11 protein-coding genes are annotated in these 12,167 nt (G+C 61.3%); 3 read left to right on the top strand and 8 right to left on the bottom strand.

Features of this window, described 5'->3' with window-relative positions; genetic code table 11:
- Positions 1 to 9: 9 nt before the first annotated feature.
- Positions 10 to 960 (bottom strand): ketopantoate reductase family protein, encoded by a 951-nt coding sequence (locus tag ABEG21_RS00220; RefSeq protein WP_347555307.1) that lies wholly within the window; start codon positions 958 to 960, stop codon positions 10 to 12.
- A gap of 281 nt (positions 961 to 1,241) precedes the next feature.
- On the opposite strand from ABEG21_RS00220, the gene ABEG21_RS00215 reads away from it, so the two are divergent.
- Complete coding sequence (locus ABEG21_RS00215; protein ID WP_347555306.1) at positions 1,242 to 1,835, top strand: DUF2844 domain-containing protein; 594 nt, start codon at positions 1,242 to 1,244, stop codon at positions 1,833 to 1,835.
- Between the two features lie 78 nt (positions 1,836 to 1,913).
- Positions 1,914 to 3,227 (top strand): DUF3443 family protein, encoded by a 1,314-nt coding sequence (locus tag ABEG21_RS00210; protein ID WP_347555305.1) that lies wholly within the window; start codon positions 1,914 to 1,916, stop codon positions 3,225 to 3,227.
- Here the strand turns inward: ABEG21_RS00210 and ABEG21_RS00205 are convergent.
- The 3 genes from ABEG21_RS00205 to ABEG21_RS00195 all read right to left on the bottom strand — a co-directional run bounded on the left by ABEG21_RS00205 (position 3,208) and on the right by ABEG21_RS00195 (position 6,496).
- A complete protein-coding gene (locus tag ABEG21_RS00205; protein ID WP_347555304.1) occupies positions 3,208 to 4,035 on the bottom strand; it encodes a deaminated glutathione amidase in 828 nt (275 codons plus the stop codon). The genes ABEG21_RS00210 and ABEG21_RS00205 overlap by 20 nt on opposite strands.
- 204 nt (positions 4,036 to 4,239) lie before the next feature.
- Positions 4,240 to 4,584, bottom strand: a complete 345-nt coding sequence (locus ABEG21_RS00200; protein ID WP_347555303.1) for a DUF3597 domain-containing protein — start codon at positions 4,582 to 4,584, stop codon at positions 4,240 to 4,242.
- A gap of 376 nt (positions 4,585 to 4,960) precedes the next feature.
- A complete protein-coding gene (locus tag ABEG21_RS00195; RefSeq protein ID WP_347555302.1) occupies positions 4,961 to 6,496 on the bottom strand; it encodes a methyl-accepting chemotaxis protein in 1,536 nt (511 codons plus the stop codon).
- A 700-nt stretch (positions 6,497 to 7,196) separates the two neighbouring features.
- Here ABEG21_RS00195 and ABEG21_RS00190 point away from each other — a divergent pair.
- Positions 7,197 to 7,778 carry a hypothetical protein gene (locus ABEG21_RS00190; RefSeq protein WP_347555301.1) on the top strand — a complete coding sequence of 194 codons (582 nt, stop codon included), beginning with the start codon at positions 7,197 to 7,199 and terminating at the stop codon, positions 7,776 to 7,778.
- A gap of 50 nt (positions 7,779 to 7,828) precedes the next feature.
- On the opposite strand, the gene ABEG21_RS00185 is transcribed toward ABEG21_RS00190, so the two are convergent.
- The 4 genes from ABEG21_RS00185 to atzF form a co-directional block, all read right to left on the bottom strand.
- Entirely contained in the window at positions 7,829 to 8,587 is a 759-nt protein-coding gene (locus tag ABEG21_RS00185) for a GntR family transcriptional regulator (RefSeq protein WP_347555300.1), read from the bottom strand.
- Positions 8,588 to 8,672: 85 nt separating this feature from the next.
- On the bottom strand, positions 8,673 to 9,338 hold the full coding sequence (locus ABEG21_RS00180; protein WP_347555299.1) for an isochorismatase family cysteine hydrolase: 666 nt from the start codon (positions 9,336 to 9,338) through the stop codon (positions 8,673 to 8,675).
- Between the two features lie 77 nt (positions 9,339 to 9,415).
- Positions 9,416 to 10,108, bottom strand: coding sequence for an isochorismatase family cysteine hydrolase (locus ABEG21_RS00175; RefSeq protein WP_347555298.1), 693 nt, complete (start codon positions 10,106 to 10,108; stop codon positions 9,416 to 9,418).
- A 10-nt stretch (positions 10,109 to 10,118) separates the two neighbouring features.
- The gene (gene atzF, locus ABEG21_RS00170; protein WP_347555297.1) at positions 10,119 to 12,044 is read right to left on the bottom strand and encodes an allophanate hydrolase; all 1,926 of its coding nucleotides are present in this window, start codon (positions 12,042 to 12,044) and stop codon (positions 10,119 to 10,121) included.
- Between the last annotated feature and the right edge of the window lie 123 nt (positions 12,045 to 12,167).

Below are 12,167 nucleotides of genomic sequence, written 5' to 3'. Positions count from 1 at the left end.
GTCGCACGCTCATGCAGGGGCGTGCGGCTTCGCTTCGATTAGTTTCACCAGCGCATGCAGGGTGCGGTTCACCGGCGTCTCGATACCGTGTGCCGCACCTTTACGAACGATCAAACCGTTCAGATGATCGATCTCGGTCAGCTTGCCGCGCGCCAGATCCTGCGCGGTCGAGGAACGCTGCCCCGGCATCGTCTCGGCAATCAGCGCGACATCGGCATACAAGTCGCGCGTCAGGCGAATGCCATCGGCGTGGGCGACGGCAAGACATTCGCCCACGACCGCGCGCATGGTTTCCACGACGCCGGCGCCGGCATAGAGGAGACCATAGGGCAACTGCGTGATGGCGGACAAGGCGTTATACGCGCAGTTGATGATCAGCTTGGTCCATAGCGCCGCTTTGACATTCGCCGATACCTCCGTCGGCACGCCGGCGGCAATCATCGCTTCGGCCACCGCGCTGCTGGTGGCCGAGGGCTCGATGACGAGTTCACCGCGGCCGTGATGAACGACGTGGCCGTTGTCGCCCATCGCCGCCGCGACATACACGACTGCCGCGGCAACTGCTACCGAGGCGCGTCCTGCATCGGGCGCCGCGCTGTCCGATTGGACGTGCGGATGCAGCACGGCACGCAGTACGTCGGCGTTTTCCACGCCATTCTGCAGCGACAAAATCAGTGCGCCGTCTTTCAGGAAGGGCTGCATTGCACGGGCCGTGCTTTCCGTGTCCATCGATTTGACGCAGAACAGCACCAGCTCGGCATCGGCGATGGCGGCGGTTTCCGTACTCGCACGCAAGGCAATGCTTTCGTCGAAGCGTGCCGTCTGGAAGCGCAGCCCCTGCGCATTGATCACGTCCACGTGTTGGGGCCGTCCGATCAGTACGACATCGTGACCGGCACGCGCCAGCATACCGCCGTAATAGCAACCGACTGCGCCGGCGCCCATGACCGCTACTTTCATGATCGTTGCCCTCCACAAAAAGACGCTAGGGTGAAACCCGATGCCGCGACGATAGCATTAATCGCGCACTGTCACGCCGTGCGAGGACTGTTGCATCTTCACTGCACGGTGCGCCGCAGCGCGCCGGTTCGGGCACAATAAAGACAGCAGATAGAAAGGTGCCATGAATCACACGTTCGATTGGGTATCGATGTGCGCTGTCGAAGAAATATGACAGTCACGAAAGCCTGATGTGCTGGCCCTCTAGCTGATACGGTTTATTTAATAAGCAGGTCGTACCGATGAATTCATTGGCATTTCTTTCGACGCATTTCGATAGCATCCGAGCGCAACGGGGCCGCCGGCAAGCGATGACGCTCGCCGCGTTGTCGGTGCTGGCGATTGCCGTTAGCCCGCTCGCGCATGCCGATCTCGGTGGCGCGCCACAACTCCCCGCTTCGGCACAATTGTCGGCCACCGCGGTGCGATCATTCCAGGCGCGCACCGGGACAACGGCGCTAGCCGCCGTCACAAGTACGGCGGCGAGCACCGCGTCCACCTATACGGTGCGTCAGAGCACCTTGGCGGATGGGACGGTCGAGCGCGAATATCTGAACGTCGACCAGACCGTCTTTGCTGCCGCGTTTGCCGGGCGCTTCATTCCGGATTTGCAGTCCTTGCTTGGTAGCAATGCGTTCACGCAGTATGCGAGCGCTCGCGCGGCCGAACACGAATCCGATATCGCGAATGGCGCGCAACGGAGCCGCGGCACGCCGGTCAATGTGCAAACGGACAATATGGTGGTGCAGATCACCGGCCATCCGGGCGCTTTTTCAGGACGCGCTTGGCTCCCCGCCCTGGTGCCCACCGGCATGGACACCGCCGACATCAAATAAAGAGGGCGCGCCGCCTGGCAATACGGTGTCGGCGCACCGTTCGTTCCCGCTTAGCTTGCCGTTCACCCGTACTGAATCATGCGATTTTCTTCTTTCCCGAGCGTGCGTCGCTCGCGTCTTTCGACCGTATCGACCTGGCTGGTCGGCTTGCTTGCCGCCTGCATGCTGTCGGCCTGCGGCGGCGGCGGCGGCGGCGGCGGTGGCGGTGGCGGCTCGTCGTCCAGCAGCACATCGACAAGCGCCGCCACCAGCACGATCGCCGCGGCGGCCAGCAACGTTCTGACGATCAACGTTCAGCAAGGGCCGGAAGCCGGTCTGATCAATGCGCCGTTCGTCACCATCACTGTATGCGCGCCGAACAGTAGCACCTGCGACACCGTCGATAACGTGATCCTCGACACGGGCTCGGTCGGCTTACGCGTACTGGCGTCGGCCGTGCCGAACTCGCTGAGCGCGCTGTCGCGTATTCAATTGGCGTCGAGCAGCCAATACCTGGCCGTCTGCGGCCAGTTCCTCAGCGGTTATACCTGGGGCACGGGTCGCCTCGCCGATATCAAGATGAGTGGCGAATCGGCATCCAGCGTCCCGATCCAAGTGATCGCGGACTCGGCGGCGGGCTCTGCACCTAGCGGCTGTTCCTCTGGAAGCGCGAATAATTACACGACGGCGGCGTCAATGGGCGGTAACGCCATCCTGGGCGTGGAAGGTATGATCCTGGATTGCGGTTCGGCCTGCGCCGCTACGCCGACATCGTCGTATTGGGGATGTACGTCGGCGACCGCTTGCGCCAGCCCCGTGTCGACAGCCGTGCCGATGTCGCAGCAGATGACGAATCCGGTCTCAAAATTCGCCGTCAATAACAACGGCGTCATTATCGAGATGCCGACCATCTCGGATTCAGGAGCGGCCACGGCGACCGGGGCCGTGGTATTCGGTGTCGGTACGCAATCGAACAATGCCGTTGGAAGCGCCACGGTCCTACAGACCGACAGTGCGTTCAATTTCAAGTCGACCTATAACGGGACGACGAACTCGAGCGCCTTCGTCGACACCGGGTCGAGCGTCTATTACCTGGACGATTCGATTGCGACTTGTACGTCCAGCGGGCTGGCCAATTGGTTCTGTCCGACCAGTACCGTCACGCGCAGCGCCACGTTCTCGTCCAATGTGTCCGGCGCGACGGGAACGTATGCGACGTCGATCAATATTGCCAACGCGTCCAGCACGATCGGGAGCAAAAACTATTACGCCTTCAACGATCTGGGCTACAAGCAAAGCGGCACGATGGACTTCGGTCTGCCGTTCTTCTATGGCAAAAACGTGTTCGTGAAGATGGAAACGGCCAGCGGTCTGGCCAATGGCTATCTCGCTTTCATCTCGAATGTGAATTGACGGCCAGCGCCGGCGTTTCGAAGCGTCGGTTCGCCAGCGACGGCAACGCGGCGCGGGCCTCGGCGATGCGTTGCGGCAGCAGTTCCGCGAACAGCAGCGCCGGGGTTTCCGCGGCACGCGCGATGCAGACGCCCAGCGGATCGATGACCATGCTCGCGCCGATATTGCGCGGCCCACATTCGCCGCACGCCACCATATAACAGGTATTTTCCAGCGCGCGGGCGGTGCAGAGCACTTCCCAATGCCATTCCTTCATCGGCCCCTTGATCCAGGCCGAGGGCAGCACGAGGACGTCCGCACCATCGATCGCCAGCCGACGCGCGAGTTCCGGGAAACGGACGTCGTAGCAGGTCATCATGCCGACCTTCATGCCGTCGATATCGAGCAGAGGCGGAACCGCGTCGCCCGGCGCAATGCGCTTCGACTCCTGCATATTGAAGGCGTCGTAGAGGTGAATCTTGCGGTATTCGGCGACGATCTTGCCGTCGCGCAACGCGAGCTGCGTGTTATAGGCCTTGCCGCCGTCCTGCGTGTCGTTGCCTTCGACGGGCACGGGGACCGTGAAGACGACGGTCAAGCCGGGTGCATCGGCACTGGCGTGACGCAGTGTAGTAACGAAGGGCCCCGTCAAGGGCTGTGCGCTGCGGCGGGCGAGATCCGGGTCCGCCGCATCCAGCGCCAGCGCCATCTCCGGCAGCACGAGTAGATGCGCGCCTGCGTGATGCGCTTGCACGATGGTCGCCGACGCCTGCTCGGCATTGGCAATGGGGTCCTTTCCGACGACGTACTGTCCGATGGCGACTTTCATGGCGGCATCTCCTCCTGGCGCATGCCGCAGCGCGGTGCGCTGCACGAAGGAAGCAGCGGGGCGCGCGGCCGGGTTGCGGTAGCGAAGCCCTATTGTCGCTTATGTCGCGGCGCGGTGGCGGAATCCGGTCTTGGGGCGAAGCACACTAACGACGTCGGATCCCGCCGCGGTCCCGTGACGAACCGGCGTTGTTGCTATAGCCGCTCAGATGCTGCCGCGTTTGGCGATGGAGTCCAGCACTTGTTGATGCAACCAGACATTCATTGCCGCGCTGTCGCTCATATCACCCGGATACTTCTGTTCTTCAGCCATCTTCTTGCGCGCCTCCAGGCTGTGATCCATGCCGACCAGCTTCATCAGGTCGACGATCGAATGCTCCCAGTCGAGCTTCTCGGGATGCTTGGCGGCTTTTTCGCGGAGCAGAACCAGGGGATCCGCGTGGGCGTTAGCCGCATCGCCGCCTGCCGCAGGCGTACCGGCCGGTGCATCACCACCCTTGGCGTGGGCGGTACCGAACAATTTTGACGTCAGGGTATCGAACAGTCCCATTTGGCTATCTCCCAGGAAGGTGCCACCGAAGGGGGGGCGTTGGCCAGAGATTAGCGGGAAGCGAGCCGCCGACGCGGAAGCTGCTTCGCGCGCCGATAGCAGGCGTCGCAGTGGGAAAGCCCGCTTCGCGCAGCGCACGCGTCGATAGCGCTATACGGGCCGGGATGCCCAATCTAGATAGCCGTAGGCGAGCGCCATCATTGTCCCGACAGCGGAGGTCGTGCTCGACAGAAAGTCGCCGCCCCTTTGATGGCGAGCGACGCAATGGTGCTGAAAACCGTGCGTATCGACCGTCGCTTCAGTAACACGCGCGGGGAGGTGGTTCGCCGATTTGCGCAATCGAACAGCCGTCGACGGCGCCCGGCGATGACGACGCTCAGGCCAGGCGGAACACGCCGACCGTATCGCGGAGGCGATCGGCCTGTTGATCGAGCGATGCGGCTGCTGCTGCGGCTTCTTCGACCAGCGCGGCGTTCTGCTGCGTGACCTCGTCCATTTGCGAGACGGCGAGATTCACCTGCTCGATGCCATTGCTCTGTTCCGACGATGCCGCGGCGATCTCGTTCATGATGTCGCTGACGCGGCGGATCGATTGCACGATTTCCGTCATCCGTTCGCCGGCCACTTCGACTTGACCGGTGCCTTGATCGACGCGGGCGATCGACTGACCGATCAGGTCCTTGATGTCCTTCGCGGCACTGGCGCTGCGTTGCGCCAGGGTGCGCACTTCGCCTGCGACCACGGCGAAGCCACGGCCTTCCTCGCCCGCGCGCGCCGCTTCCACCGCGGCGTTCAATGCCAGGATATTGGTCTGGAACGCGATGCCTTCGATCACGGAGATGATGCTGCCGATTTTCTGCGATTGTTCCGAGATATTGCGCATCGTGCCGATGACCTGATCCACCGCTTCGCCGCCGCGTGACGTCGCGCTCGACGCTTCCGCCGCCAGACGGCTGGCCTGCTGCGCGTTGTCGGCATTCATTTTCACCGTCGCCGTCAGTTGCTCCATGCTCGACGCCGTTTCCTGCAGCGAGGCGGCCTGTTCCTCGGTACGTTGCGACAAATCGGTATTACCTTGCGCGATTTCGTTCGAGCCTGTTGCGATCGAATCGGTCGCGTGCTTGATCTCCTCCACCAAACCGCGCAGACGCCCGCGCATGCCATGCAGTGCATACATCAAGCTGCTTTGGTCGCCCTCGCCGAGATGCACGTCGGCGGCAAGGTTGCCCGCGGCGATTTGTGTCGCGAATTGGGCTGCTTCGTTCGGCTCGCCGCCGAGCGTTTTCTGGACGCTGCGGGTGATCGCCCACGCGATGACGGCCACGGCGACAAACAGCGCAGCGGACAAGCCGATCAACACGCGCGCGACGCGCCAGAAAGCGGTATTGATATCGTCATAAAAGAAGCCGGTCCCCACGCGCCACTGCCAATCCGGCACTTCGAACACGCCTTGCAGCTTCGGCACGGCGGGCGAGTCGGCGCTGCGCTTCACCAGCAGGTCGATCATCGCGAAGTGACTGGCCGCCAGGCCCTGGCGATAGGCATCCACATCGCTCATGCCGCTGGTGGTTTGATTTCCCGCCAGTTTCTTGCCGATGAGATCCCCGTTCGGGTGAACGATGTTGACGCCCCCGCTGTCGGTCGCCCAGTAATAGCTGACGCGATCGGGATTGGCCAGGTTCAAGGCCTGCACCGCCGCGGCCTGCGCTGCTTCCTTCGTCAGGGTGCCATTGGTTTGTTGGTCGTGATAATACTGAACGATGTGCTCGGCCTTCTTCAGCAGGTTCACGACCTCCGCGCGACGGCCGTCAAGCAGCGACGCATTGAGGAAATACAGCGCGATGCCGGCGATAGCGGCCACGCCGATCAGGGCGGTGCCTACAAGCGACAGTAATTTCGTAGAGGTCTTCATCGCGAGGCGACTCCGGGGGCAGGGTATTTCCCATGTAAACGGGCTTACATCGCGCTTTCTTGAGGGCTAATTGCATAGTCGTAAACCCTTGAATTCAGACGTTTGTTACGTCATTTGTATGACCTGAATAGCCCTTGCCCGGGCGGCCCATCACGGCGAGGAAGCGACCGACGAGCGCGCGCAATAGTGCGATCGATTTCGGGTCAAGGCGGCCGATACGCGTCTGATTGATTGTCGTGCTGCAACCATACTTTTCTGTATCGGGTGACGTTTCAAAACGACTGTTTCAATTGCGAGAAAATTTTCCGTTACAAATTCTTACTGTTCTCGTTTATGCTACGCAGCACGTTCAACCGCAGACCCTTCATCGAATTCCATGGTTTCCTGTGCTCGTCTTGCCAAGTCGTCGCTGCTGCCTGAAAGCTTTTTTTCTGCGATCCGAATGACCCGTAAGCGTGAAAGTCAATTGCGTCGTGGGCTCTCTTGCCTGTTTGCATCGATAGGCTTGGGCGCTGTTGTTACTGCGCATGCCGACAATATCTTTCAAAGTGTAAACACCCAATTAACGGCATCGGCGGGCGGCCAATATACGAATTACAAAGAATCGGCGCGAAACCAGACGCTGGATTCGGAAACGGGATACCAAGGTTCTTACCAAGGAACGGTCTCGGTACAGCGCGATATGCTCGGGATTCAAGACGTGTACCTAAGCGCAAGCTTTGCCTATTCCAAAGGCCGTACGGACTATGACGGCGCGTTGCAAAACGTTTTCACCGGCGCCACCATTCCGTACGAGGCGGGTACGCGGGTCTATTCGACCGATATCAATGTGAAGGTGGGTAAGGCGTTTCCGTTCACGCCGACCGGTCAGGTCATTTACTACGCGTATTACGGCTATCACCAATGGCTACGTGATTCGACGGACAAGGTCTTCGGCTATGACGAGCATTATCGCCACCATAGCGCCGGAGTTGGTTTGATCGGCCAATGGGCTGCGACGCCTAAGTTGGTCTTCAGTATCGAAGGGCAAGTTGGCGGCACGTTCGCAGCCACGATGAATGCCGATAATGTGTCCGGCAAGTTCAAGCTCGGGTCTGATCTGACGGAGATGGGGTCGCTCGGCATGGATTACGCTATCACGCGCCACGTCCACGTCAATGCGGCCTACCAGATCAGCCATTTCAAATACGGCGCGTCGAACGTCGTGGATGGCTTGGTGTATGAGCCGTCTTCGAGCACGACGAACCAGACGCTGCGAGCGGGTGTCGGCCTGGCGTTTTAAATTCGGGATACGGCGATCGAGGCGCCACGCGCACCTTTATCGAGACAAGCTTAGTTCACGAACGGTTGCTTGCTCTCGCGCGCATCGGTCAGCATCGATAGCGTAATCTTGCGGACCTCGAGCTTGCTCTGGGTGACATGAGAGCGGAGCAGAATCACCGCCTCGGTTAGCCGATTCCGCGAGATCAGGTTTAACATCTTCGCGTGCTCGTCATACGTCGCCGTCGTGCGATGCTGCTTCAGGAAGTCCAGGCGCCGCACGATGCGGATACGCTCGGTGATATCGTTATGGACGCGCAGCATCTCGGCATTGCCTGTCGACACGATCAACTGCCGATGGAAATGCTCATCCATCGCGAACATCGTCACCGGGTCACCCTCGCGCGCCTCCGCCGGCACGCACCAGACCTTTTTCAATGCATCGATCACCTGACGCGCCGTCTCGCTTGCCGACGTCATGCGCTCCAGCGCCGCCGTTTCCAGCACGATGCGTAGATCGTAGAGCTGGTCGAGCTGTTCGAAATTGATCGGCGCGACTTTCCAGCCACGACGAAATCCTACTTCGAGATAGCCTTCGCGTTGCAGACGGAACAAGCCGTCACGCATCGGCGTACGAGAAACGCCGTAGTGCTGTGCGATATCGCTTTCAGAGAAGCGGTCGCCGGGGAAGAGGCGAAAACTGAAGATATCGTCCTTCAGCTTTTGATAGACCTGTTCGGCAAGCGGGTTCGCCGCATTCCTGAGGCTCGTTGTCTTGCCTGGCGCGGGCAACTCGTCAGACGCATCCGACGCCTTCGAATTGTCATTCATCGTGCGATTCTCTTCTCTATACCGGCAGCAAAACGGTCAAGCATCCAGACGGTGCCATGTTCGGCCCCGCTTCCAGGCGATCGCGTCAATCGGCCCCGCGTACGGCCGCGAAGGGCGCGGTCCAACCGATGATCCCGCCTTGCGAGGCCAGCATGTCTACTGTCGATTGCCAGAAGGCCGGGAAATAGCTGGCCGTGGCGTCCGTCACCAGCAGGCATGCATAGCCGCGATCGTTCGCCTCGCGCATCGACGTCTGCACGCAAACCTCCGTCGTGACACCGGCGAACAGCAGGTGCGTAATGCTGCGTTCTGCCAGATTTTCGCCTAGCCGGGTGGCGTAAAACGCGCCCTTGCCCGGCTTGTCGATGACAATCTCGCCGGCGACCGGCGCGAGTTCGGCGATGATAGCATTGCCCGGTTCGCCCCGAATCAGGATCCGCCCCATCGGGCCAGGATCGCCGATGCGAATATTGGGTTCGCCGCGGAGTCGCTTGGCGTCCGGACAATCCGACAGGTCGGGTGCATGCGATTCGCGCGTGTGAACCACCAGGATGCCCAGGCCGCGCGCCCACGCCAGCAGGGCCTGGACGGTCGGAACGATGTTCGACAACTGCGTGACATCGTTGCCCAAGGCCGCACCAAAGCCGCCGGGCTCGATAAAGTCGCGCTGCATATCGATGATCACCAAAGCGGTGGTCGCCGTGTCGAATTCGAACGGTCCCGGTAGTGCCGCGATAGTGCATGTCGTCATGATCGGTTGCTCGCTAGAGTCGGTTCGTCGCGGATGCGGTCATCTCGATAATATCGCGCCACACGCCTGGCGCCGAATCACGCAGCCAGGGTTGCCAGCAAGGCCTGCGAGTCCGACACAGTGCCGAACACGCCACCTTGCATCTGGATCATCTTCAGGGCGGCGTCGTGATTGTCGACATCGGTCGCGCCGCAGCAATCGGCGAGCACGGTGCATTCGAAGCCGCGATCGTTGGCTTCCCGCATCGTCGTATGCACGCACACATCGGTGGTGATGCCGGTCAGGATCAGGTTGGCGATGCCGCGCGTGCGCAGAATCAATTCGAGATCCGTCGCGTAGAACGAACCTTTGCCCGGCTTGTCGATGATGACCTCGCCGGGAAGCGGCGCGAGTTCGTCGATGATCTGCCAGCCAGGCTCGCCACGCACGAGGATCCTGCCGCAGGGCCCATCATCGCCGATACCCACGCCATCGGTCCCGGCTGCGCGGCTTCGCCAGCGCTTATTGGCCGGCAGGTCCGACAGATCGGGACGATGCCCTTCGCGCGTATGAATGATCGTATAACCGAGAGGGCGCATCGCATCTAGAACGGCGGAGATCGGTGCGATCGGCGCGCGCGTCAAACGCAGGTCATAGCCCATCTTATCGACGTATCCGCCATGGCCGCAGAAATCCGTTTGCATGTCGATGATGACCAGCGCCGTATTGTTCGGACGGAGATCGCCATCGTAAGGCCAGGGATAAGGCTTCGCTGCGATGAACTGCTTCATGGTGAACGCTCTAGCTTTGTAGATAGGCACGCCATCCGACGAATGACGTGATGTCGGGCGTGATGGCTGGATCCCCGCTTAGTGCCGCCGCTTCGCAGATGAAGCCTTTCACCGTATTGCTGGCTGGCGTATCGCCGATCTGTACGGCATCTTGTAATTGCACGGTGCCGATGCCGAGCGGCGCCGGAACGTCCATGACGAACTTGCCGAAGGTGCGCAGGGGCACTTCCCAGACTTCCACCTCGATGGCTTGTCCTGCGGGTGCGGCGCTGTTTGCCGCATCGACTCGCATCAGGCCGGGTTTCATCGGTACGGTATTGCGCAGCGCGTAGAGACGGTAGATCGGCGCCGTATGTGCTGTCTTGATAAAGCGTGCGCCGGCCTCTTGCAGTTGCCAGTTCAGCGGCTGTCCGCGTAGATGCGCCCCGACGACGGCGAGTGCGACCGTTGGCTCCTGAAAAGGTAGCGGCATCTCGTTTGGAGAGAAAGCGTCCGCGGTAGCCGCAATGCCCTGCGTCGTGAGGGCGGCGGCGTGGCGCGATGCGCGCCCTGCGAACGAGGCCTGGATTTGCGCGCCGAGTACGGCGAGGCGTCGATCCGCGCCGCTCGGCGCGATCAGGGTCACGCCTGCGGGCAAGCCATCGTCGCGCGCGAGGCAGGGCACCGACAGCGCGGCCAGATCCAGCAGATTGACGAAGTTCGTGTAATAGCCAAGCTGGCTGTTCAGTGCGATCGGATCGGCTTGGACATCGGCGATCAACGGATGCGTCGGCGTTGTCGGCACGAGTAAGACATCGATTGTCTCAAAAAGGGCTTCCGCAGAGCGACGTAGTTCGGCCAATTCGTAGAGGCCGTTGAACGCATCTACCGCGCTGAAGTTGTCGGCCTTGGCGATGACTTTTGCGACGGTCGGATCGATAGCGTCATGTGACTGATCGAAGAACGCGCCTACTGCGGCCCGTCTTTCCGCCACCCAGGGTCCGTCATAAAGCAACGCCGAGACGCGGGCCAGTGGCGCGAAGGGGATCGTTTCGGCGGCACACCCGAGCGTATCCAGGATCGCGGTGCGCGTGTTGGCGAAGGCGGCTTCCGCGTGCGTGTCGCCATAGAATGCGAGCGTGTCCGGCACGCCCAGACGGAGCGGGGCGTGAGGAAGGCCCAGCGGCGTCACGCGCCGTGCGTAGGCATCGTTCTCATCGAAGCGGGCCATCTGGGTCAGCACGCGCCAGGCGTCGTCGACGTCATGGGCGAAGATCGAAATCGTATCGAGTGTTCGGCAGGCCGGCACCACGCCCGCCTTGCTCACCAGCCCGAGCGATGGCTTCAGCCCGACCAGGCCATTGAAGCCGGCCGGCACGCGCCCGGAGCCTGCCGTATCGGTGCCCAGCGAGAAAGCGACGCACCGTCCCGCCACCGCCACGGCGGAACCTGAGCTCGAGCCGCCCGAGACGCGTTCCGGCGCGAAGGTATTGCGGACCGCGCCGTAGGGCGAGCGGGTACCTACCAGGCCGGTGGCGAATTGATCGAGGTTCGTTTTGCCGATCGCGATCGCGCCACTGTTCAGCAGGCATTGCACCGCGAAAGCGGATCCGGCCGGTTCGTACGCAAAGGGCGGGCAGCCGGCCGTGGTTTGCAGCTCCGCCACGTCGATATTGTCCTTTACGGCGAAGGGAATGCCGAACAGCGGCATGCGTTCCAGAATTGCCGCGCCATGTTCTGTGAGCAAGGCGTCCAATGCCGCTGCCCGATCTAACAGAATCGACGGCGCAAAGCGCGCGATCCAAACCTCGTCCCGATCAAACGCGTCGATGCGAGCCAGCGTCGCGCGCACGATGTCGCTGGGCGTCAATTGCCCGAGGCGGTAGGCGGACAGGATGCCGGAGATCGTAAAAGGCAGTGCCGCGTCGGCGGAAGGGGAAGCAGAAACGGTGGCCATGGATTCCGTCTTGCATACAAGTTTGGATTGAGAACAGCTTCAATCGTCAAAAATACCCTGTCGAGAATTTTTCTATCTTGTACACAAGTTTGTATTTTTGTCCGATTAGTATGCGAAAAAGAA

Source organism: Robbsia sp. KACC 23696 (genome assembly GCF_039852015.1).
Lineage (GTDB): Bacteria > Pseudomonadota > Gammaproteobacteria > Burkholderiales > Burkholderiaceae > Robbsia.
The sequence above is the reverse complement of the archived record's forward strand: the minus strand, read 5'-3'. Positions and strand labels throughout refer to the sequence as shown.

Bases quoted from the DNA above. Each gene is read 5' to 3' on its own strand.
- ABEG21_RS00220 (WP_347555307.1), bottom strand. From the start codon at position 960: ATGAAAGTAGCGGTCATGGGCGCCGGCGCAGTCGGTTGCTATTACGGC.
- ABEG21_RS00215 (WP_347555306.1), top strand. From the start codon at position 1,242: ATGAATTCATTGGCATTTCTTTCGACGCATTTCGATAGCATCCGAGCG.
- ABEG21_RS00210 (WP_347555305.1), top strand. From the start codon at position 1,914: ATGCGATTTTCTTCTTTCCCGAGCGTGCGTCGCTCGCGTCTTTCGACC.
- ABEG21_RS00205 (WP_347555304.1), bottom strand. From the start codon at position 4,035: ATGAAAGTCGCCATCGGACAGTACGTCGTCGGAAAGGACCCCATTGCC.
- ABEG21_RS00200 (WP_347555303.1), bottom strand. From the start codon at position 4,584: ATGGGACTGTTCGATACCCTGACGTCAAAATTGTTCGGTACCGCCCAC.
- ABEG21_RS00195 (WP_347555302.1), bottom strand. From the start codon at position 6,496: ATGAAGACCTCTACGAAATTACTGTCGCTTGTAGGCACCGCCCTGATC.
- ABEG21_RS00185 (WP_347555300.1), bottom strand. From the start codon at position 8,587: ATGAATGACAATTCGAAGGCGTCGGATGCGTCTGACGAGTTGCCCGCG.
- ABEG21_RS00180 (WP_347555299.1), bottom strand. From the start codon at position 9,338: ATGACGACATGCACTATCGCGGCACTACCGGGACCGTTCGAATTCGAC.
- ABEG21_RS00175 (WP_347555298.1), bottom strand. From the start codon at position 10,108: ATGAAGCAGTTCATCGCAGCGAAGCCTTATCCCTGGCCTTACGATGGC.
- atzF (WP_347555297.1), bottom strand. From the start codon at position 12,044: ATGGCCACCGTTTCTGCTTCCCCTTCCGCCGACGCGGCACTGCCTTTT.